The following is a 22,973-nucleotide window of genomic DNA, read 5'->3' as shown; positions in this document are numbered from 1 at the left end:
TTATTTAATCGGTTTTAAGATTATCGGTTAGTATATCACGCGCATTTGCGTCTAACAATAACTCTTCTTATAGGAATTTAAAGAAGTTCTTATAGAGGTTTTCTATAAGAGGATGTTCAAAAGTCACCAAATGTATTGAATGGGGGCATAATTGCTTCTGCATAAATCGGCTGTGTCTTGCAGCGGGGGTATAATGTGAGAAGAGTTCCTTTTATTTACTAAAACATGTCTTCTCAATCTTCAAAATCCGGAACTCTTCTTTGTTGAACACTTGCTTCAGGTTCTAAAAGATTATATGTTTTTCCCTCTTCTTGAGCAATTTCCAGCAAAGCATTATAATAAGCAGGTTTTTCATTTGTATAGGAAATCATGTTTGTTTTTAAAGACAGATTGGATAGGACATCTAAATGAATATGGACTAATTTTTGACACTGAAGTTCTTTTCGTACACTGATTTCCGGTAAGAAACCAATCCCATTCCCGCTCATAATCAATCCCTTCGCCAGCTCCATATTATCTACTTCATATTGGATGGTTGGCTGTAAGCTGAGATTCTGAAAGAGGTTGCGCACCATGGACCAGTCCAGGGAGCCGCACTCAAAAAAGATGATGGTCTCTTTTTCCAAATCATTTATATCAATCAAACTGGCATCCGCAAAAGGATGATTCGGCTCAACGAATAGATTAATAGGACTTTCAAGCACGATTTCAGAAGTGAGGAGAGGATGGGCTCCTTTTTTGACAAAACCAAGGTCTATTTCTTGATTTAATACTTTATGCTGAATTGCTTCGCTTGAGCCAGTAATTACTTTTACCTGAACCTGCGGATATCTCCTGGAGAATGCCGGAATGATTCTGGTAAGCAGATAATTGGAAATGAGCTGCGTGCATCCAATAGTTATTTGTTCGGATAGTTCATGTGTTTTCAACTGTTTTTTCCCAGTTTTATAAAACTCAATAATCTGTTCTGCATAAGGAAGGAATTCTTTTGCTTTTTCTGTAATGATGAGTTGTCTGCCTGCACGTTCAAAGAGCTGAGTATCTAATTCCCGTTCTAAAGACTGGATTCTTGCGGTGACAGATGGCTGCGATAAGAAAAGTGCACGGGAAGCTTTATTGATACTTCCAAAATGATTTACCAGTACAAAGGCCTCGATGTTTTCAATATTCATAAACGAAAACCCTCCTAATTCGAAGTAATTTTATCAATATTATATACATTGGGTTGGAAAATGTCACTATGATTCATATTCAAATGATCAGGAGAGTTATATCACTTCTGCGGTTTTGAGCCATCCAGCAAAACAAGAGAGGGAATTTATAATAAATGAAATTATCCCGCCATACAAAATTAAAAAAAGCTTCTCTGTTACTGTGTATATTGTTAACATGGTGCTGCTCAAATCATAGTATAGTAATCAGATATGAAGATGACATAAGAAAATGTGAACAGAGAATACCTGGACGAAGCCATATAGGTTTTGTCTATAAGCAGGTTAATAATAATTTATAACAGCGCCTATTGTGGGGAATTTGATAGGATGCTATACTATATTAAATTTATAAATCATTGTAAAACGCTTGGTATACTCAAAATAATTTTTGATATTGAAAATGGAAATCAATCAAGCAATTTTAGTTGACTGGTAATAGAATTTTGGAACATGGGAGGAGAAAGGAATGGGGTATAAGCTGGGAATACTTGATCAAAGTCCTATCTTTTCAGAAGAGACAACAGAAGAGGCATTAGAAGCAACAGTGCAATTAGCACAAAAAGCAGAGGAATGGGGATATAACCGTTTTTGGGTGTCAGAGCATCATCAATCACTTGATTTAGCCGGGAGTTCGCCAGAAGTGCTTATTCCTTATTTATTAGCAAAAACATCCTCTATTAAAATCGGTTCAGGAGGTGTAATGCTTCAGCATTACAGTCCTTATAAGGTAGCAGAGAACTTTAAAGTGCTGTCTGCATTGGCACCAGAGCGGGTGGAGCTTGGTGTAGGGAAAGCTCCCGGCGGTTTTTCATTATCAACGAATGCACTGCAATATGGCGGGGCAGGACCGGAAATTTTGTTTGATGAAAGATTCAAGACGCTGCAGCAATTTATTTCTGATCAATTGCCGGAAGATCATTCTTTATACGGCGCAAAAGCTTTACCGGAAACGAAGAAGAACCCGTCGATTTATCTTTTGGGGGCCAGTAAAGATAGTGCCAGACTTGCGGCAGAGCAGAGAGCTAATTTTGTATTTGCACGATTTTTAAATGGTAATGATGAAGTTCTGCAAGAGGCAGTAAGCGAATATCGAAGCATATATCCAAAAGGTGTATTTGCACTTGCCATTGCTTCTTTTGCGGCAGAAACACAAGCAGAAGCAGAAAAAGAAACAAGTAATTATAAAATTTATAAGCTGCAATTAGAAAGCGGCCGTTCTATTTCTGTTCAGTCTCCTGAGCAAATAGAATTGTTCCGGAGCCAGACAGATGAATCTTTTGAAGTGAAGGAACAGGAAGTGGAGCTGCTTGCAGGAAGTACGGATAGTATCAAGGAAGAGCTGGACCGTTTGGCAGATATCTTTCAAATTAATGAGTTTATTCTGCATACACCGATTCAAAGCAGAAAGAAACGTTTCAAGTCATTTGAGCTGTTAGGACAGTTAACAGCCCCAGTGCTGGACTGGAATTGATTGGTGAATATACAATGACAAAGGCTTGAACCTGTGTCAAATACGAATGGTTCTTAAATGAATCGAAGGGGGAAATAAATGAAAAAATTACTTTTATTTGTATCTGCTGCATTCTTACTTCTTGCCGCGGCTTGCGGTCAGGGAGAAGGAAGCGATTCATCGGAAGAGAAGGTGATTAAGGTCGGGGCAGTACCAGATGGATTTCCGCATACCTTTCAGGAAGATGGAGAGCTTGTTGGATTTAATGTAGATATATTTAATGCCATTTTCGATGATATAGGCTATGAAGTGGAGTGGGTTTTAACAGAATGGGATGGTGTTCTGGCAAATTTGCAGTCTGGAAAGGTAGATACAGCAATTAATTTTGCAGCAACTCCTGAGCGGGGAGAAGCGTATGATTTCACGGATCCGTACTATAGTTCAAAAGCAGTTGTTGCTACCTCCAATAAAGACCCGAAGATAGAATCATTAGATGATCTTGCTGGAAAAGAATTAGTCAGTATTTTAGGAACCAATTTTGAAAATGTCTTAAAAGAAAATTTCCCGGAAGAAGATTATGAATTAGTTATTTATGAATCTACGGATGTAGCTTATACCGATATTAATACAGGAAAAGTAGACGGATTTATTTATGGCAGAGAGCAGCTGATGGCACAGATTAGTCAGCGGGATATTCCACTTGAGATTGTTGATGAACCGTTTGGGGATCAGCCGGTAGCACTGCCATTCCAAAAGACAGAAGAAAATCAGGAATTAATCGCGGAAATTAATCAATCCATTGAAAAATTGAAGGAAGACGGAACATTTTCTGAAATATCTTTAAAATGGTTTGATGTCGACTTTTTAGCAGAAGAACAATAGAGAGGAAGAAAATAAATGAAACTTGGAGTAATGATACAAGGACCGGGTGGACATATGAACTCCTGGAAGTCAGAGGAAGTACCTGATGATGCCAGCGTTAATTTGAACCATTATATATCTGTCACCAAAAAAGCAGAAGCAGCCGGAATGGATTTTGTATTTATTGCAGATGGGCTGCACATTAATGAAAAATCCATTCCGCATTTTCTCAACCGTTTTGAACCGTTAACATTATTATCGGCTTTGGCAGCAGTCACAGAAAAAATCGGCTTAGCGGGAACTGTTTCAACAACGTATAGTGAACCATTTAATATTGCACGTCAATTTGCCTCTTTAGACAAATTATCAGGAGGTAGAGCTGGATGGAATGTCGTTACCTCCCCATTGGAAGGAACAGCATCCAATTTTAATAAAGGAAATCATCCAGAGCATAAGGTGCGTTATCAAATGGCAGATGAATATTTAGACGTTGTCAAAGGATTATGGGATTCCTGGGAAGACGATGCCTTTGTCAGAAATAGGGAAACAGGTCAGTTTTTTAATGCGGAGAAGATGCACCGTTTAAATCATTCAGGAGAATTTTTTAAAGCAGAAGGTCCATTAAATATTAACCGTTCCAGGCAGGGACAGCCGGTTATTTTTCAAGCTGGATCGTCTAAAACCGGAATACGATTTGCGGCAAAACACGGGGAAGCAATTTTTACGAATAAATCCACTTTAGAAAGCTCTCAGGAATATTATCGTGCATTGAAAAAGCTGGCTGCAGAAAATGGAAGAAAACCGGAGGATATTGCAATTTTACCTGCTCTATCTCCGATTATTGGCGCGACAGAGGAAGAAGCAGAAGAAAAATATAATGAAATTAAAAATTTAATCAGTATCGAGGAAGCACTCAACTATTTAGGACGTTTCTTTGACCATTTTGATTTTAGTCAGTTTCCATTAGATGAGCCATTCCCGGATATTGGCGATGTCGGGAAAAACAGCTTTCAATCCACGACGGATGATATCAAAAAGCGGGCAAAAGAAGAGAATTTAACATTAAGAGAGGTTGCTTTAAGTGTTGCTACACCAAGAAATGAATTTTTCGGCACCTATGAGCAGGTTGCTGACAAAATGATTGAATGGGTAGAGAATGAAGCTGCAGATGGGTTTGTAATTAGTATGTATGTATTAGGGAAGCAATATGATGATTTTCTGAAGCATGTACTTCCGCTGCTGGAGAGGAAAGGTTCCTTTCAAAGTGATGGTAAAAGCGATACTTTACGGGGGAATCTCGGATTATCGGTTCCTGAAAATCGTTTTAAAAACTAGGAACACCTGCCGGATAGAGTTTAGTTTTAAAAGTACGTGTTCAAAGAGAACAGAGAAATTCACAGGATTATTTTATTGGGCTGTTTGAATATCCTCTTTAAAGAAGGAAAGGAGAATGAATGTGAGTGCAATTGTTATTATATCAGGAAGCCCTTCGCCACTGTCCAGATCAGAACGCATTCTTTATTATTTGGGTAACCGGGCGGAGCAGAAAGGCTTTTCTGTGAAATATATATCTGTCAGAGATGTGGATGCTGAAGATTTATTATTTGCCAACTTTCAAAGTTCAAAAATAAAAGAGATAGCAGCTGATTTGGAAAAAGCAGAGGGAATTATTGTCGGATCCCCTGTATATAAAGCTTCTTACGCAGGAGTGCTGAAAGCATTATTTGATCTTATGCCTCAGGATGTTTTACGGGGAACTGTTTCACTGCCGGTTATGACAGGGGGAAGCCTCTCTCATTTATTGGCGCTGGATTATGCTCTAAAACCATTACTTGCTACACTGAAAAGCCAAAACTTAAAAGGTTTATATTTTCAAGATAGCGAAATTGATAAAACGAGAGAAAACCCAATTTTAGATGATGCCATGCTGAATAGGACGCAAAAGCAATTAGACTATTTTTTAGAGCAATTAAAAAGTCAGGAGCTGGTTTGACATAAAAAAATCACAGCATCCGGGATTTGACCTTCAGGATGCTGCGGTAAGATCAGCTTTAAATATATTAAAAATGAATACTTGATAATTTGCCCTCGTTTAGAGGGTTTTTCTATTCTGATATGAGTAGAGTTTACATGATATTAGAATAACATTTCAAACCACTTTTCCAAAACCCCTCTGTCCGGCTTATCTATTTCTTCATCCTGCTGCTCTGCTTCATCATTATGACAGTATCCAAGCGGTTCAGTACCCTTTTCATAAAACATAATTCTGCTTTTTTCACAGCTTACATCTGCCCGTAATCCGCTGACAGGATCAACTGGGAGGCCAACAACACCAGAGGGCATGGAAAAGACATTTTTTCCATCCTGATCAATTTTCTCCATGTAATTTGCCCATATCTCTTTTGAAAAAGCTGTTTCTGCTACATTAGTCATTTCTCTATGGTCATCATACCCGACCCAAATACCGGTAGAAATAACGGGGCTGTATCCGACCATCCAGCTGTCAAAGTCTGTCGTACCGGATTTGCCGGCATAAATATCAGTCAGCTGATTATTGACATTTGCCCCGGTGACACTCGTATAGCCGTTTAACGTCTCGTCAAACATTCCTGTAAGAAGCTGTGTCAGAATAAAAGCTTTTTTCTCATCCAGTACCGCCTTTCCCTCCTCTGGTTTATGTGAGTAAAGGGATTTTCCATCAGCATCTGTAATTTCTTCAATCAGATAAGGAGTGACTGCCTTCCCTCCATTTGCAAGACGGGCATAAGCATTTGTCAACTCAATCACAGAAACAGAAGAAGTGCCGAGGGCTAAGGAAGGGACTGAATTTAAATCGCTTTTAATCCCAAATTTTTTCGCTGCTTCTATAAATCGGTCTCCGCCTATATAAAGTGCTGTTTTCACAGCATAAATGTTATCTGATAAAGCAATTGCCTGAGCAAGCGTGATTGGCGCATCTGCATAATACCCGTTAAAATTACTCGGCTGATACGTAGAACCATCAGAAAGCTGGAAGGAAGTAGCTTCACTGGTTAAAGTCGTACTGGCTGTATAACCGTTTTCCAATGCAGCATAATATAAAATTGGCTTAAAGGTAGAGCCTGGCATCCTTTTGGCATCGACTGCCCGGTTGTAGCTGCTTGTATGATAATCGATTCCACCCACCATTGCTACTACTTCACCCGTTTGCGGGACAATAGAAATGCCGGCAGCTTCCAAGTCGCTCTTTTCATCGATGGTTTGGGCAGCTGCTGCTTCCATTTCCTGCTGATAATCACTGTTTAAAGTTGTGTGGAGCCGGTAACCACCAAGCTTTACCTCTTCTACGTCCTTATTTAAAATCTGCGCAGCTTCTTTTAATGCCTGATCCTTAAAAAAAGATGCCGCTTCTTCAACAGGAGCCTGTTTTTGATAATTTAATTTTTCATTTATTGCTGCAGTATAGTCCGCCTCAGAAATAAGCTCATTATCAAGCATCCTTTTAAGAATAAGCTGCTGCCTGTTAGTGGCATTTTCTAAATTATTTAATGGAGAATAATAGGTAGGTCCCTTTGGAACTCCAGCCAGCATACTTGCTTCTGCCAGGGACAGCTGATCAGCAGGCTTTCCAAAAAAATAATTACTTGCAGCTTCAATCCCATGAGCGCCGTGTCCATAATAGATAGTATTCATATAGCCTTCTAAGATTTCTTCCTTAGAATAAAACATTTCTAAGCGAATGGCATAGAAAGCTTCCTGCAGCTTCCGGGACCAGGTTTTCTTTGGAGATAGATAGAGATTTCTTGCATATTGCTGTGTGATGGTGCTGGCTCCTTCCTTCAACGAGCCGGAAACAAAATTATTCCACAATGATTTCGCAATACGAAAGAAATCAAGACCGTTATGATCAAAGAAGCGATTATCTTCTATAACCAGGGTTGCCTGAATAGCAGAAGGATCTATATTGTCTAAAGAAACCCATTCATAAGAATCTCCAAAGCTATCTTCAATGATTTCTCCTTCCTGATCATAAAAAATAGCGGGAGATTGATTACTGAGATTTGGCGGTCCCATTAAATAAGCTAATAAGTAGATCGCTAATATTCCAGCAATCATCAGTAAAATGATACCGCCAATCAGCTTGTAGATTAGGCGCAGTTCTTTTAATGATTTCATCCTTCATCGTCTCCAAAAATAATGTGTCTTCACTAAAATGGTGATACTGGAGTTTGTATATCCTCTCTCTTCATTATGGAAAAAGAAATGATTTTATAAACCTGTAAAGTGAAACTTGATTTAGCGGGAGATTTTCGACATCCAGATTAAAATAGATATTTCTATAAAAGTAAGGGGGATTATGGGCTCTTATGCCGTGGTAAAGTTTTTCATCAGCAAGAGTATTGCTTATCATAGTGTTTTATAGATATAATAAACAAATACATTAAATTAAGAAAAATGATAGAAGGAGTACCTATGCAACAAAATTCCGAACATGTCAATATTACGTTGAAGACACTGATTTTTGATTTGGATTCAGGCGATCAGGAAACCCAGGAGCAGACTTTTACTGGGGAATGGACAAAAAAAGGCGACATCGATGTGCTGAGATACAAGGAAGAGGTTGAAGAAGCCGGAACCATCCAGAATATGATTATGATTCGTCCAGAGCGTGTTTCTATAAAGCGCACAGGTGCCATCCAAATGAATCAGCAATTTCAGTTAGGTCAAAAAACAGAAAATATTTATCAGCATATGCATGGCAATATTCATATGGAAACTTTTGTGGAATCCATCACATTTAGAGAGGATACAATGCCGCGGGTGCTTGATATGAATTATACAATGAAGCTGAATGGCCAAATAGAACGTAAGCATCAGCTCGAGCTGCAATTTTCAACAAAATAAGTAAGAATTCCCCTTGCCTTCAAGAAATGCAAAGAGAGTAAGCGGGGGAGGAATTGCCAAAAGTAAAGCCATGACAGGAGGGGCGGAACGTTAGTGGAATCCCTTTCTGGCGTAAGAGCAATCCACCGGTACGGGCGTGTTCCTTAAACTGCCTGCGGGGGATGAAACAAGGAGGAAACAGGAAATGAACGTATTAGCACAAGCAGAAGAAACATTAAAGGAACAAATTCATACAGCCGTCATTGCTGCAGAGCTTGCAACAGAGGACACCATTCCCAATATTATTCTGGAAAAACCAAAAGATAAAGCGCATGGCGATTTTGCTACCAATATTGCGATGCAGCTGGCACGGATTGCAAAAAAAGCACCACGTCAAATCGCAGATGATATTGTAGCGAAATTAGATAAGCAGAAAGCATCCATTGAAAAGGTAGATATTGCCGGACCAGGATTTATTAATTTCTATATGAAGCAGGATTTCTTAGGTGAAGTGATTGAAACGGTGCTTGAGGCTGGAGATGCTTATGGAACTTCGAAGGACGGCAATGGCGAGAAGGTGCAAGTCGAATTTGTATCCGTTAATCCGACCGGAGATCTCCATTTAGGTCATGCAAGAAATGCGGCGTTTGGAGATGTTTTGTGTAATCTTTTTGCAGCTGCCGGCTATGAAGTAGAGAGAGAATATTATATTAATGATGCAGGAAACCAAATTAATAATTTAGGTTTATCGGTAGAAGCTCGTTATTTGCAGGAATTAGGACAGTCTGTTGATATGCCGGAAGATGGCTATCATGGGCAGGCAATCATTGATATTGCGAAAACGCTTGTGAAAGAAGAAGGAGATATCTGGGCGGAGAGATCACATGAAGAGCGTCTGGATTATTTTAAAGAATATGGACTTAAAGCCTCCTTGCGTAATATTGAAAATGATTTAAAAGATTTCCGTGTTGAATTTGACAGCTGGTTCTCCGAGCGTTCACTCTTTAAGGATAATCAGATTGATGATGCTTTAAAAGTGCTGGAAGATGGCGGCTATACCTATGAAAAAGATGGGGCATTATGGTTTAAGACGACAGCATTCGGGGACGATAAAGACCGTGTACTTATCAAGCAGGATGGAGCTTACACCTATTTAACTCCGGATATTGCTTATCATAAAAATAAATTAGACCGCGGCTTTGATCAGATTATTAACGTATGGGGCGCAGATCACCATGGTTATATACCAAGAATGCGTGCAGCTCTTGAGGCTATGGGTTATCCAGTCGATAAATTCTCCGTGAAAATTATTCAAATGGTAAACCTGTTTGAAGGCGGAGAAAAAGTTAAAATGAGTAAGCGTACAGGTAAAGCTGTATCGTTAAGAGAGCTTATGGATGAAGTAGGAATTGATGCGGTACGTTATTATTTTGTTGCGCGCTCAAATGACTCGCAATTGGATTTCGATATGGATTTGGCAAAATCACAATCCAATGATAACCCGGTTTACTATGTTCAATATGCACATGCACGTATCTGTACAATGCTTGAACAGGCAAAAAATAAAGGCTTTGCAACAGAGGAAGCGTTCGATGCGTCCCTATTAACAGCGGAAAAGGAACTGGATCTGCTTAAAAAAGTAGGGGAGCTACCGCAAGTGATTGCAGATGCAGCAGATAAACAAACACCGCATAAAGTAACCCAATATGTATTTGATTTGGCATCGACGCTGCATAGCTTCTATAATGCAGAGAAAGTATTAGATGCAGATAATCCCGAGCGTACGGGCGCACGTATTGCTTTAATGAAAGCTGTGCGTCAAACATTGGCAAATGGATTAGGTATTTTGGGAGTAACTGCTCCGGAGAAAATGTAATTTGAAGATGATCAAAAAAATCCCGCAGAGAAATGGTTGATTTCTTTGTGGGATTTTTTGATTACATTAAAGACACGTAATTGAAAGGAATTCCTTATGCAGGTTATTCATAAACTTAATTCCTGTTAAAGGATATTTATTTACGTTCAATTTGATATATCAATCTAAAAAATATCGTTATTTCCCTTGAAATAGGTTGACTGAATGTTCATTCATGTTTTAAAGTAGAGATAGAATTATTTTTTATTAAAATATGAAAACGCTAACAATTTATATTATAATATATAGAGGGGGAAATGATATTGGATACATTTCTGATGATTAATTGGATAGCATTTTTAGCTGTGACGGGCTATGCACTATTCTTATTTGCCAAAGTCATTGCAACACGGGTTACTTATATCAGACTTGGACAAAAATCAGAGTTTGATGGCGAGATAAAGTTGAGAATCCAGCGCATTATAAAAAATGTATTTGGGCAGTCGAAGCTATTAAAGGATAAAAAATCCGGTACGATTCATGTCATGATGTTTTATGGCTTTATCCTGGTTCAGTTCGGAGCTATTGATATGTTTATCAAAGGGCTCTCCCCTGGAAACCATTTGCCGTTCGGCGTGCTCTACCCGGGATTTATCTTTTTCCAGGAGCTCGTGACGCTGATGATTTTAGTTGCAGTTGTATGGGCATTTTACCGCCGTTATATGGAGAAACTGGTCCGTTTGAAAAGGGGATTTAAAGCAGGGCTTGTTCTTATTTTTATCGGTACATTAATGGTTTCCGTACTGTTTGGAAATGGAATGGCTATGATTTGGCACGGACATGAAGTAACATGGGCAGAGCCGGTTGCCAGTATCTTTGCCAGCTTATTTGGCGGTGTTTCAGCAGGTACAGCGATGGTGCTATTTTATATTGCCTGGTGGGTACATACGGTAACATTGCTTACATTCTTGGTGTATGTGCCGCAGTCCAAGCATGCACACTTAATTGCTGCACCAATCAATGTATTCCTGAGCAAGCAGGTACCCGGGAAATTAGAAAAGCTTGATTTTGATTTAGAGGATATGGATGAAGAAAGTGAAGAGGAGATTGCTTTTGGAGTCGGGAAGGTAGAAGACTTCAAGCAGCATCAGATGATAGATTTCTATGCCTGTGTGGAATGCGGCCGTTGTACGGATGTGTGTCCGGCTTCTGGCACAGGAAAAATGCTTTCGCCGATGGATATTATGATTAAGGTCCGGGACCATTTAACGGAAAAAGGAGCGGCAGTTACCGGCAAATCAGCCTGGGTTCCTTCCTACGCCTTTTCAGGAGCTGCAGGCAACCAGGCTTCTGCAAGCAAGGAAGCTGCTGCATCCGTTCAAAGTATGAGCTTGATTGGTGATGTAATCACAGAGGAGGAGCTGTCTGGATGTACGACCTGCCGGAACTGTGAGGATGCCTGCCCTGTAAATAATGAGCATGTTGGTACGATTATTGATATGCGTCGTTATTTAGTCATGACAGAAGGAAAAATGGATTCTGATATTCAGCGTGCTGTCATGAATATTGAACGTCAGGGCAATCCCTGGGGATTATCCAAGAAGGATCGGATTAAATGGCGTGATGAAGATGAATCCGTTTATATTCCGACAGTGAAGGAATTGAAGAAGGAAGATAAAACATTCGAGTATTTATTCTGGGTCAGCTCGATGGGCTCCTTTGACAGCCGCAGCCAAAAAATTGCACTCAGCTTTGCAAAATTAATGAACCAGGCCGATGTCAGCTTTGCTATCCTGGGAAATACAGAGGCAAACTCTGGTGATACAGCAAGACGGATTGGTAATGAGTTTTTATTCCAGGAAATTGCGGAGAAAAATATCAAGCAATTTACAAAGAATGACGTCACGAAAATTGTCACGATAGACCCGCACGCGTACAATATATTTAAGAATGAATACCCTGACTTTGGATTTGAGGCAGAGGTATATCATCATACACAGCTGCTCTATGACCTGATTATGTCAGGAAAATTGAAGCCGCAAAAAGCAATAAATGAAAGATTAACTTATCATGATTCCTGTTATTTAGGAAGATATAATGGCGTATACGATCCACCTCGGGAAATACTGAAGGCTATTCCAGGCCTGGAGCTGGTGGAAATGAACCGTAGCCGTGAAAATGGAATGTGCTGTGGCGCGGGCGGCGGCTTAATGTGGACAGAAGAAACGACTGGAAACCGGATTAACGTTGCGCGTACAGAGCAGGCATTACAAGTACAGCCGTCAATGATTTCAAGTGCATGTCCATATTGTTTAACAATGCTGAGTGATGGCACAAAAGCAAAAGAAGTAGAAGAGGATATTGGTACAATGGATGTTGCTGAGATTTTGGCACTATCTGTTTTTGAACAAAATGAAGAAAAAACAGCATAAAGGTATAGAGAGGGCGGGTGTCCTCTCTATACTTTCTACTGTTCATTGAACGAGCGTTCGTTCGAAGTATAAAGGGAGGCTATATATTATGAGAAAATCGGTTATTGTTGCGGGGGCGCGCACCCCTTTTGGGAAATTTGGGGGAGCATTAACACCGTTAACAGCAGTAAATCTGGGAGCAGCAGCAATTAAAGCAGCATTAGAAAGAGCTGAACTTGATGGTGCAGATGTAGATGAAGTGATTATGGGAACCGTTCTGCAAGGTGGACAGGGACAAATTCCGTCAAGGCAGGCTGCAGTGGAGGCAGGCATTCCATGGGAGGTAAAAACAGAAACAATTAATAAGGTCTGTGCTTCCGGGCTGCGCAGTGTTACATTGGCAGATCAATTAATCCGGTTAGGCGAAGAAAATATAATTGTTGCCGGCGGAATGGAAAGCATGAGCAATGCACCATATTTTTTACCTGATGCCAGATGGGGAAACCGCATGGGTGATAAATCGGTAAAGGATTTAATGATTCATGATGGTCTTACCTGCACTTTTACAGGAAACCATATGGGAAGCTATGGCAACGACACAGCTGCATCCTTTAAAGTGTCACGTGAACGCCAGGATGAATGGGCAGCGAGGAGTCAGCAGCTGGCAGTAAATGCGATCGAATCAGGGAAGTTTGCAGATGAAATTGTTCCTGTAGAAATCCCTGTCCGTAAAGGTGAGCCGATTGTTGTCAGTGAAGACGAAACACCGAGAAAAGGAACAACTGTTGAGAAATTAGCTGCGCTACGGCCTGCATTCGATAAAGACGGCACCATTACAGCAGGCAACGCACCTGGTGTGAACGATGGAGCGAGTGCTGTAGTTGTCATGTCAGATGAAAAAGCAAAGGAATTAAATAAAAAGCCGCTGGCAACAATTTTAGGCCATGCGGAAGTAGCAGTGGAAGCAAAAAACTTTCCGCAGACTCCAGGCTTAGTAATTAATCGTCTGTTAGAAAAAACAGGTGTATCCCAGGAAGAAATCGATCTCTACGAAATTAATGAAGCATTTGCAGTTGTTGCACTGGCAAGCGGACAAATTGCAGATATTGATGAGGAAAAAATAAATGTCAATGGTGGAGCAGTCGCGCTGGGACATCCGATTGGCGCAAGCGGTAATCGGATTATCCTAACATTAATCCACGAGTTAAAACGCCGCGGCGGTGGAAAAGGCATTGCGGCGATCTGCAGCGGAGGCGGCCAGGGAGATGCTGTTTTAATTGAAGTACCGGCAGATTAATTGTGTGCGTTAAAAAAACTTCTAAAAGGAGCGTGTTATCATGACTGTAAAAGAAGTAATGGTTATTGGAGCAGGGCAAATGGGTGCAGGAATTGCGCTCGTTTTTGCCCGTTCCGGCTATCAGGTGAAAATGTATGATACAAACATAGAGGCGCTGAAAAGGGGAAAGCAGTATATTGAGAAGATATTTGATAAGGATATTGCTAAAGGAAAAATGGAAGCGGATACAAAGAAAGAGGCGTTAAATTGTCTGCAGCTTGTTGTTGATCTGGATGCAGATCCGATTACAGCTGATTTTATTATTGAAGCGGTTGTTGAAAAAGTGGAAGTGAAAAAAGAAGTATTCCAACGGCTTGATGAGCTTGCACCGAAGCATACCATTTTTGCGACCAATACATCCTCCTTGCCGATTACTGAAATTGCTTCTGTCACCAATAGAGCTGAGCAATTTATCGGCATGCATTTTATGAACCCTGTTCCCGTGATGAAGCTGGTTGAAATTATTCGGGGACTGGAAACGAGTGAAGCAACTTACCAGACAGTTAAAGAATTGTCGGAGGCCTTAGATAAACAGGATGTAGAGGTGAAAGATTTTCCGGGCTTTGTTTCCAATCGCATTCTGATGCCGATGATTAATGAAGCAGTTTATACCATTTTTGAAGGGATTGCGAGTATAGAAGATGTGGACCAGGTAATGAAACTGGGGATGAATCATCCAATGGGGCCGCTGCAGTTGGCAGATTTCATTGGTCTGGATACATGCTTATCCATTATGGAGATTCTTCACGAAGGCTTCGGAGACAGTAAATATCGTCCATGCCCGCTCCTGAGACAGTACGTGCAGGCAGGAAGACTCGGCAAGAAGGCAGGCAGAGGCTTTTACACATATAGTGATTAAAAAAGAGAACACGTATTGAACGTGGAAGGGGTATGCATATTGATTATTACACAAACAGAGGAACAAAAAATGTTAATCAAAATGGTTCAAGACTTTGCCCGCGATGAGATTGCCAAGGAAGTCGGGCGGATGGAGGAGGAAGACCGTTTTCCGAAAGAAATTATTGCGAAGATGGGAGAGCTTGGATTAATGGGTATTCCTATACCGGAGAAGTATGGGGGTGCCGGTATGGATTTCAGTTCCTATATCCGTGTGATTCACGAGCTGTCAAAGGCAAGTGCAACAATTGGTGTTATTTTGTCGGTACACACCTCTGTCGGCACAAATCCGATTCTTTATTTTGGAACGGAGGAACAGAAAAAGAAATATATTCCCAAGCTTGCTTCCGGAGAATACTTAGGTGCTTTTGCTTTAACAGAGGCAAATTCCGGCTCAGATGCAAGCGGTTTAAAAACAACGGCTAAGCTGGTCGATGATATGTACGTATTGAACGGTTCAAAAGTATTTATTACTAACGGGGAATATGCCGATACATTTATTACATTTGCCAGAACAAGTGGTGATAAGGACGGGATCAGTGCTTTTATTGTTGAAAGAGATAGTCCGGGTCTGGTGATTGGAAAGAATGAAAAGAAAATGGGATTGAAGGGTTCAAGTACGGTTGAACTAACCTTTGAGCAATGCCGGATTCCTAAGGAGAATCTACTTGGTAAGGAAGGGCAGGGCTTTAAAATAGCGATGGCTAACTTAAATATCGGGAGAATTGGCATTGCGGCCCAGGGTCTCGGTATTGCGGAGGCAGCGCTGGATTATTCCGTTGCTTATGCAAAGGAAAGGGAGCAGTTTGGCAAACCGATTGCAGCAAATCAGGGGATTTCCTTTAAGCTGGCAGAGATGGCGACGAAGGTGGAAGCGGCAAAGCTATTAACCTATCAAGCAGCAAAACGGATTGAAATGAATCAAGCCTGTATAAAGGAAACGTCTATGGCGAAGCTGACAGCAACAAAAGCAGCAATGCAAAATGCAATTGAGGCTGTTCAGATTTATGGCGGCTATGGCTATACCAAAGAATATCCTGTTGAAAGGCTGTTTCGTGATGCGAAGGTAACGGAGATTTATGAAGGAACGAATGAAATACAGCATATCGTGATATCTAAAGAGCTATTGAAGGGGAGATAGAAATGAATTTTCAATTAACCGAAGAACAAGAAATGCTGCGGAAAATGGTCAGAGATTTTGCTGAAAATGAAGTGGAGCCGACAGCGGCGGAGAGGGATGAAGAAGAGCGATTTGACAGGGAGATTTTCAATCAGATGGCAGAGCTTGGATTAACAGGTATCCCCTGGCCGGAGGAATATGGAGGGATAGGTTCCGATTATGTGAGCTATGTGATTGCAGTAGAGGAACTATCGCGTGTCTGTGCTTCCACGGGAGTAACGCTTTCGGCTCATTTATCTTTGGCGAGCTGGCCAATTTATAAATATGGCAATGAAGAACAGAAGCAGAACTTTTTACAACGGCTTGCAACTGGAGAAGCGCTGGGGGCTTATGCCTTATCAGAGCCTGGGGCCGGCAGCGATGTAGTGTCGATGAAAACAACAGCTAAAAGAGACGGTACGGATTATATATTGAATGGCAGCAAAGTGTGGATCACAAATGGCGGCGTGGCAGATCTCTATATTGTTTTTGCAAAAACAGATGCGGATAAAAAACATAAAGGCATTACTGCATTTATTGTTGAAAAAGGAACAGATGGCTTCACATTCGGCAAAAAAGAAAAGAAGCTTGGCATTCGTTCATCTCCTACTACAGAGTTAATCTTCGAGAATTGCAGAATACCTGCAGAAAATGTATTGGGGGAAGAAGGAGACGGTTTTAAAATTGCAATGACCACATTAGATGGAGGCAGAAACGGCATTGCTGCACAGGCTCTGGGAATTGCGCAAGGAGCACTGGATGCAGCTGCAGCTTATGCGAAGGGAAGAGAGCAATTCGGCAAGCCGATTGCAGCCAACCAAGGCATATCCTTCAAACTGGCAGATATGGCAACAGATATCGAAGCAGCCCGTCTGTTAACCTACCAGGCTGCATGGCTAGAATCAGCTGGAAAAGCCTATGGAAAAGCATCTGCCATGTCGAAATTATTCGCAGGTGATGCGGCGATGCGTATTACCGTAGAAGCAGTGCAAATTTTTGGCGGCTATGGATACACAAAAGACTATCCAGTGGAGCGCTATATGCGTGATGCTAAGATTACGCAAATTTACGAGGGTACAAATGAAATCCAGCGGCTTGTTATCGGACGGATGCTGACAAAATAAATATATTCTCTTTCAGTAATTGAAGCTGAACATAATATTTGTGAATGCTATGGAGGAATAAACACTGATTTTATCATAGAGAACCGCCCATTTAATGAAATCTCATTTACAAAAAGGAGGTTGAGTGATGAGTGAAGATCAGATCCGCTCCTCTGTCAAAGACCAGGAGCTCGTAATGCGGCGCAGAAAACAAATTATTGAAGGGGCCATGCGGCTGTTTAAGGAAAAAGGCTTTCACCGGACTACGACAAGAGAAATTGCCAAAGAATCTGGATTCAGCATTGGCACATTATATGAATACATTAGAACAAAAGAGGATGTGCTTTTTCTTGTTTGCGAATTTGTACATGATCAAGTGCGTGATCAGCTTACAGCAACGATTTCTGTAGATAATCCATCAGACGAAAGTCTGCGTCAGGCCATCCGGCAATATCTTTATTTTATGGATACCATACAGCCTGAAATTTTAATGCTGTATCAGGAAACGAAATCATTAAATAAAGAAAAGCGCAAGTTTGTGCTGGAGCAGGAGCGTAAGGTTGTTGGAATGATGGAGGAGCTCTTGACTGTTTCCTTAAAAGAAAAGCTGAGCTCTAAAGAAATTTATTTTTTGGCAAATAATATTGTCGTCAGTGGACATATGTGGTGCTTCCGCCGCTGGATGATTCAAAAAGAATTTACTATCGATGAATACGTAGAATTACAGATGAAACAAGTGAATTGTTGGCTGTAAACATATGAAAGTCCAGAAATCTTGGAATCTAGTTAAAGGGGAGGATGAAGCATGACAGAAGAGCGTTATTCGCCAAAGCATCCCATTCGTTTTGTGACGGCATCCAGCTTGTTCGATGGGCATGATGCTTCCATAAATATTATGCGGCGTATTCTGCAGGCCAGCGGTGCTGAGGTTATTCACCTTGGGCATAACCGTTCGGTAGAAGAAGTAGTCTATGCAGCCATTCAAGAGGATGCACAGGGGATTGCAATCTCATCTTATCAAGGCGGACATGTCGAATATTTTAAATATATGATTGATTTGTTGAAAGAGCTGGATGCGGCGCATATTCAAGTTTTAGGTGGTGGCGGAGGAACCATTCTTCCGCGAGAGATCAAAGAGCTTCATGAATATGGAGTTGCCTGGCTGTTTTCTCCTGATGATGGAAGAAAATATGGCCTGCAAGGGATGATTGACCGTATGCTGGAAAAATGTGATTTTATCCCGCCGATAGATATAGAGAAAGACTTCTTGCGATTAAAAGAAGGGGACCGGCTGGCAATCGGTAAATTCATCACCTTAATGGAGAATGGGGAACAAGAAACTAAGAAACAGGTTTTAGAAAAGTTCTCTGCTCATTCCAAAAAGAAAATTCCTGTACTTGGAATCACGGGAACAGGTGGAGCAGGAAAGAGCTCTCTGACCGATGAACTTATCCGCCGATTTTTGAATGAAATTCAGGAGCGGAAGGTAGCGATTTTATCTATCGATCCTTCCAAGCGAAAAACAGGCGGTGCTTTACTTGGAGACCGTATCCGAATGAATGCTATTTTTTCCGACCGGATTTATATGCGCTCTCTTGCTACCAGAAATTCAGGCACAGAGCTTTCTGATTCAATTCAGGATGCGATAGAAGTGGTACGTGCCTCAGACTATGATCTCATCATTGTGGAGACAAGTGGAATAGGGCAGGGCGATGCAGCAATTACAGATATTACGGATTTATCTATGTATGTTATGACTGCAGAGTTTGGTGCACCTACACAGCTGGAGAAAATCGATATGATTGATTATGCTGATTTTATCGTCATTAATAAATTTGAACAAAAAGGATCAGAGGATGCGCTTAATCAAGTGCGAAAGCAATATGAGCGCAGCCATATGCTATTTCATCAGGATAAAACCAAATTCCCTGTCTTTGGTACAATAGCGAGTCAATTTAATGATGAAGGAACAAACGCTTTATTTGCTTCATTGATTGATCGGATGAATGAAGATTATCAGTGGGAAGCAGAAATTCCATTTCAACGTCATGTTATTTCAGAAAAGCAAAATCAAATCATTACCAATGAGCGCAGGCATTATTTGAGGGAGATCGCTTCCTATGTCCGGAATTATGATAAGCGTGCTGGGAAACAGCGGGGGATTGCCACGAAACTCTATCAGTTAAAAGGAGTAAGAGGGGACTTGGGCGAGGAAGCAGGAGCTTCATTAGACCGGGCAATTACAATATATGAACAGCAATTGGACGGGGATGCGAAACAGCTGCTGGATAATTGGGAAACATTAAAAGAAAGTTATCTGGGTGACACATTTACCTTTAAAGTAAGAGAGAAAGAAATCACGATGGACTTAACAACAGAGTCTTTATCAGGCTTAAAGATTCCAAAAGTTGTGCTGCCCAAATACCGGGATTGGGGAGATCGTCTGTATTGGTTAATGAGGGAGAATGTTCCAGGCTCTTTTCCTTATACAGCCGGTGTGTTTCCGTTTAAACGAAAAGGAGAAGACCCGACGAGACAATTTGCCGGCGAAGGAACTCCTGAGCGGACTAATCGCCGCTTCCATTATCTTTCTAAGGGAGAAGAAGCGAAACGTCTTTCTACTGCATTTGATTCAGTAACTTTATATGGAGAAGATCCTGCAGAACGACCGGATATTTACGGGAAGGTCGGCAACAGCGGTGTAAATATTTGTACATTAGATGATATGAAAAAGCTCTATAGCGGCTTTGATTTAACAGATCCGTTAACATCTGTTTCCATGACGATTAATGGACCGGCGCCAATTATTTTGGCAATGTATTTTAATACTGCTATTGATCAGCAGGTAGATAAGTTTACAGAAAAAAACGGACGCCCGCCGACGGCGGAAGAATTTGGTCGAATTCAGGCAGATACTGTTTCTGTAATCCGGGGTACAGTGCAGGCTGATATTCTAAAAGAGGATCAGGGCCAGAATACTTGTATCTTTTCGACAGAATTCGCTCTCCGGATGATGGGAGATATTCAAGCATATTTCATAGATAATAAGGTACGGAATTATTATTCAGTTTCTATATCCGGCTATCATATTGCGGAAGCAGGTGCAAATCCGATTACCCAGCTTGCATTCACATTAGCAAATGGATTTACCTATGTAGAATATTATTTGAGCCGGGGAATGGATATTGATAAATTTGCACCAAATCTTTCTTTCTTCTTCTCTAATGGTTTAGATCCCGAGTATACAGTGATTGGAAGAGTGGCAAGAAGGATTTGGGCAATTACCATGAAGGAAAAGTACAATGCAAATGAGCGCAGTCAAAAGCTGAAGTACCATGTACAGACTTCAGGGCGGTCCCTGCATGCCCAGGAAATAGATTTTAATGATATCCGTACAACATTGCAGGCATTACTGGCTATCCAGGACAATACAAATTCACTGCACACGAACGCTTATGATGAAGCGATTACGACACCGACAGAAGAATCTGTCCGCCGGGCAATGGCAATTCAAATGATTATTAATAAAGAATTTGGATTAGCAAAAAATGAAAATTCCTTACAGGGAGCTTTTATTGTTGAAGAGTTAACTGACCTTGTACAGGAAGCGGTTTTAAAGGAATTTGAGCAGATGAATGACCGCGGCGGTGTACTGGGAGCAATGGAACGTCAGTATCAGCGCGGGAAAATTCAGGAGGAATCACTTTATTATGAAGGGAAGAAGCACTCTGGAGAACTGCCGATTGTAGGCGTAAATACGTATTTAAATCCCAATCCTCCATCTGAAGAAGATATTGACTCAATGGAGCTTGCCCGGGCAACAGAAGAGGAAAAAATGCATCAAATCAAAGAACTGCGCCGTTTTCAGACAGAGCATCAAGATAATGTAGAAGAAGCTTTAAAACGATTAAAACAGACAGCAGTAACAGATGGAAATATCTTTGCAGAATTACTGTACACAGTCCGCTACGCAAGTCTGGGCCAAATCACAAAAGCACTCTACGAGGTCGGCGGACAATACCGGCGTAATATGTAAACTCGTTGAAAGTATAATGAACTATGAAACCCACGCTCACGTTCTTTTTATAATAAAAATGAATAGTTTATGATTAATTTCCCTTACTGTATAAGTTGAAATAGGAACTTGCATGCTCTTGTTTATCACTCAACTTTCGCACCTAAGAATAAACATATAAACCTTGTTGTTCCAGGATGTACATGGTCTCAATTATCATGCTTGCTTTTAGTTAACTCATCTTTTTATTTTTTGAACAGGTTATTGTGTATAACTTCCGCTCCGGCCAACCACTCCGCTTTCCATGGGGACGGCTTCAGCTAACTTGAAAAGAAACCCGCTTTTCAAGTGGATCTTCAGCTCGCCCTGTTCCCACAGGAGTCTACGTGGTTGGCCTGCGCTCTAATAGGATTCTACAGCGCATGGAAGAAATAATATCCTGATGAAGTTAGCTGAAATCATCGTTTTTTAGCCTAAATAAACAATCATGCTGATGTTTTAAACGGTTTTTAGCAGTTCAAATCATGACAACATGAATAAATCATATCGAGAATAGCTTTCATGCACCAAAAATAAGGATTACTGAGCATCTTTACCATAAAACATGAAAAATTTGTTCCGTCAGATCCGCCTTTTATTTGTTCAGTTATTTTAGTATAGAATACCCTGTTAGCGGAGGCGGACCGTTTTGACTCCTGAGGGATTAAGCACCATCTGAAGATCCACTTTTGCCAAGTGATCTTCTTGGCAAAAGTTAGCTGAAGAGCGTGCCCCTAGGAAAGCAAAACGGTCCGCCGTAGCGGTTGCTATACACTTTACCTTCTATATTTGTCAACAGATATATGGAGGAAATGATCAACCCCCTGTTCCTATGGATAGGAAGTTACTTTTTAAAGTGCGAAATTTGAGTTTATCATAATAAAGATGATTATGTAGAGTAGTGACTAGCGATGGTTTTCGATAGAAACGAGTAACTGCAGCAATATTGTCGGGTTAGTAAAAATTTAAGATAGATGGACATGAAACTATCTAACGTAGGAAAAACACGGAGACTCCTGCGGGAAAGCGCAGTGTTTTTCCGGAGTGATCACTATTCAGCTTATTTAAGAATACAGAACCGTAAACTTTCACTGGATAATTGCATTCAAATATGTTTATAATGTAAAATAGATTTATTGTGACAAAATCGCATATATAATAATTATTTGCAGCATAGATAGCTATCTTTAGCCTTAATTATATATTTAAAGGAGTGCATGAACGTGAGCGTGAAAGAATTGACACAAGAAGAAATCAGCAATTTGTCCATGATTGAATTAGGTTCCATTATTTTAAAGGAAGAAAATAAAGCAGTCTCATTTCAAAATTTATTCTCTAAAATAGCAGATTTAAAAAACTTTTCAGAAGAAGATAAGGAAAATATGATTGCACAATTCTACACAGATATGAATGTTGACGGACGCTACTTAACATTAGGATCTGGTATGTGGGGATTAAAAAGCTGGTATCCAGTAGAGCAGGCAGAAGAAGAAATTACAGATGAGCCGACGAAAAAACGTAAGAAAAAGAAGAAAAAAGCAGCAGCAGTAGTAGAAACAGAAGAAATTGATGATGATTTAGATGTAACAGATGAAGACATCGATGATATGCTGGATGATTTCGATGATGTAGAGGAAGATGAAGACCTGGAGGAAATTGAAGATGAAGTAGATGATGTCATCGGTAAAGACGATTTGGATGAATTAGATTATGATGATGAGGACGACCGCTAATCTGTTTCATATAAAAGGAATGAATAAAAAAGCTGGA

Annotated in this window: 16 protein-coding genes; 14 read left to right on the top strand and 2 right to left on the bottom strand. The window is 40.6% G+C overall.

Features of this window, described 5'->3' with window-relative positions; genetic code table 11:
• Window positions 1-233: 233 nt before the first annotated feature.
• Window positions 234-1,172, bottom strand: coding sequence for a LysR family transcriptional regulator (locus MHH51_RS20435; RefSeq protein WP_339283320.1), 939 nt, complete (start codon window positions 1,170-1,172; stop codon window positions 234-236).
• A 508-nt stretch (window positions 1,173-1,680) separates the two neighbouring features.
• Here MHH51_RS20435 and MHH51_RS20430 point away from each other — a divergent pair.
• From MHH51_RS20430 to ssuE, 4 genes are all read left to right on the top strand, one after another.
• Window positions 1,681-2,685, top strand: a complete 1,005-nt coding sequence (locus MHH51_RS20430) for an MsnO8 family LLM class oxidoreductase (RefSeq protein ID WP_339283318.1) — start codon at window positions 1,681-1,683, stop codon at window positions 2,683-2,685.
• Between the two features lie 78 nt (window positions 2,686-2,763).
• The gene (locus tag MHH51_RS20425; RefSeq protein WP_339283317.1) at window positions 2,764-3,546 is read left to right on the top strand and encodes a transporter substrate-binding domain-containing protein; all 783 of its coding nucleotides are present in this window, start codon (window positions 2,764-2,766) and stop codon (window positions 3,544-3,546) included.
• Between the two features lie 15 nt (window positions 3,547-3,561).
• The gene (locus tag MHH51_RS20420; protein ID WP_339283316.1) at window positions 3,562-4,860 is read left to right on the top strand and encodes an LLM class flavin-dependent oxidoreductase; all 1,299 of its coding nucleotides are present in this window, start codon (window positions 3,562-3,564) and stop codon (window positions 4,858-4,860) included.
• A gap of 121 nt (window positions 4,861-4,981) precedes the next feature.
• A complete protein-coding gene (gene ssuE, locus MHH51_RS20415; protein WP_339283315.1) occupies window positions 4,982-5,518 on the top strand; it encodes an NADPH-dependent FMN reductase in 537 nt (178 codons plus the stop codon).
• 143 nt (window positions 5,519-5,661) lie between these two features.
• Here the strand turns inward: ssuE and MHH51_RS20410 are convergent, their stop codons facing one another.
• Window positions 5,662-7,680, bottom strand: a complete 2,019-nt coding sequence (locus tag MHH51_RS20410) for a PBP1A family penicillin-binding protein (RefSeq protein WP_339283314.1) — start codon at window positions 7,678-7,680, stop codon at window positions 5,662-5,664.
• Between the two features lie 297 nt (window positions 7,681-7,977).
• Between MHH51_RS20410 and MHH51_RS20405 the strand changes: the two genes are divergently transcribed.
• From MHH51_RS20405 to rpoE, 10 genes are all read left to right on the top strand, one after another.
• Window positions 7,978-8,409 carry a DUF1934 domain-containing protein gene (locus tag MHH51_RS20405; RefSeq protein ID WP_339283313.1) on the top strand — a complete coding sequence of 144 codons (432 nt, stop codon included), beginning with the start codon at window positions 7,978-7,980 and terminating at the stop codon, window positions 8,407-8,409.
• 184 nt (window positions 8,410-8,593) lie between these two features.
• Window positions 8,594-10,264 (top strand): arginine--tRNA ligase, encoded by a 1,671-nt coding sequence (gene argS, locus MHH51_RS20400; RefSeq protein WP_339283312.1) that lies wholly within the window; start codon window positions 8,594-8,596, stop codon window positions 10,262-10,264.
• A gap of 302 nt (window positions 10,265-10,566) precedes the next feature.
• Complete coding sequence (locus MHH51_RS20395; RefSeq protein ID WP_156985173.1) at window positions 10,567-12,675, top strand: heterodisulfide reductase-related iron-sulfur binding cluster; 2,109 nt, start codon at window positions 10,567-10,569, stop codon at window positions 12,673-12,675.
• 88 nt (window positions 12,676-12,763) lie between these two features.
• Window positions 12,764-13,951 (top strand): acetyl-CoA C-acetyltransferase, encoded by a 1,188-nt coding sequence (locus tag MHH51_RS20390; RefSeq protein WP_147212283.1) that lies wholly within the window; start codon window positions 12,764-12,766, stop codon window positions 13,949-13,951.
• Window positions 13,952-13,991: 40 nt separating this feature from the next.
• Entirely contained in the window at window positions 13,992-14,849 is an 858-nt protein-coding gene (locus MHH51_RS20385; RefSeq protein ID WP_339283310.1) for a 3-hydroxybutyryl-CoA dehydrogenase, read from the top strand.
• Between the two features lie 39 nt (window positions 14,850-14,888).
• Window positions 14,889-16,028 (top strand): acyl-CoA dehydrogenase, encoded by a 1,140-nt coding sequence (locus MHH51_RS20380; protein ID WP_339283308.1) that lies wholly within the window; start codon window positions 14,889-14,891, stop codon window positions 16,026-16,028.
• 2 nt (window positions 16,029-16,030) lie between these two features.
• Window positions 16,031-17,170, top strand: coding sequence for an acyl-CoA dehydrogenase (locus MHH51_RS20375; RefSeq protein WP_339283306.1), 1,140 nt, complete (start codon window positions 16,031-16,033; stop codon window positions 17,168-17,170).
• Window positions 17,171-17,297: 127 nt separating this feature from the next.
• Window positions 17,298-17,903, top strand: coding sequence for a TetR/AcrR family transcriptional regulator (locus MHH51_RS20370; protein ID WP_147212280.1), 606 nt, complete (start codon window positions 17,298-17,300; stop codon window positions 17,901-17,903).
• A gap of 51 nt (window positions 17,904-17,954) precedes the next feature.
• Complete coding sequence (gene icmF / locus MHH51_RS20365) at window positions 17,955-21,185, top strand: fused isobutyryl-CoA mutase/GTPase IcmF (protein WP_339283304.1); 3,231 nt, start codon at window positions 17,955-17,957, stop codon at window positions 21,183-21,185.
• 1,241 nt (window positions 21,186-22,426) lie between these two features.
• A complete protein-coding gene (gene rpoE / locus MHH51_RS20360) occupies window positions 22,427-22,936 on the top strand; it encodes a DNA-directed RNA polymerase subunit delta (RefSeq protein WP_147212398.1) in 510 nt (169 codons plus the stop codon).
• Window positions 22,937-22,973: the final 37 nt, after the last annotated feature.

Source organism: Oceanobacillus sp. FSL K6-3682, from assembly GCF_037976165.1.
Lineage (GTDB): Bacteria > Bacillota > Bacilli > Bacillales > Amphibacillaceae > Oceanobacillus > Oceanobacillus sojae.
Note: the sequence above shows the minus strand (reverse complement) of the source record. Positions and strands in the feature narration are given on the sequence as shown.

What these genes read in the sequence shown, in the direction of transcription:
- MHH51_RS20390 (WP_147212283.1), top strand. Translation starts at nt 12,764, where the DNA reads ATGAGAAAATCGGTTATTGTTGCGGGGGCGCGCACCCCTTTTGGGAAA.
- MHH51_RS20385 (WP_339283310.1), top strand. Translation starts at nt 13,992, where the DNA reads ATGACTGTAAAAGAAGTAATGGTTATTGGAGCAGGGCAAATGGGTGCA.
- argS (WP_339283312.1), top strand. Translation starts at nt 8,594, where the DNA reads ATGAACGTATTAGCACAAGCAGAAGAAACATTAAAGGAACAAATTCAT.
- MHH51_RS20410 (WP_339283314.1), bottom strand. Translation starts at nt 7,680, where the DNA reads ATGAAATCATTAAAAGAACTGCGCCTAATCTACAAGCTGATTGGCGGT.
- icmF (WP_339283304.1), top strand. Translation starts at nt 17,955, where the DNA reads ATGACAGAAGAGCGTTATTCGCCAAAGCATCCCATTCGTTTTGTGACG.
- MHH51_RS20420 (WP_339283316.1), top strand. Translation starts at nt 3,562, where the DNA reads ATGAAACTTGGAGTAATGATACAAGGACCGGGTGGACATATGAACTCC.
- MHH51_RS20405 (WP_339283313.1), top strand. Translation starts at nt 7,978, where the DNA reads ATGCAACAAAATTCCGAACATGTCAATATTACGTTGAAGACACTGATT.
- MHH51_RS20435 (WP_339283320.1), bottom strand. Translation starts at nt 1,172, where the DNA reads ATGAATATTGAAAACATCGAGGCCTTTGTACTGGTAAATCATTTTGGA.
- MHH51_RS20425 (WP_339283317.1), top strand. Translation starts at nt 2,764, where the DNA reads ATGAAAAAATTACTTTTATTTGTATCTGCTGCATTCTTACTTCTTGCC.
- MHH51_RS20375 (WP_339283306.1), top strand. Translation starts at nt 16,031, where the DNA reads ATGAATTTTCAATTAACCGAAGAACAAGAAATGCTGCGGAAAATGGTC.
- MHH51_RS20430 (WP_339283318.1), top strand. Translation starts at nt 1,681, where the DNA reads ATGGGGTATAAGCTGGGAATACTTGATCAAAGTCCTATCTTTTCAGAA.
- MHH51_RS20370 (WP_147212280.1), top strand. Translation starts at nt 17,298, where the DNA reads ATGAGTGAAGATCAGATCCGCTCCTCTGTCAAAGACCAGGAGCTCGTA.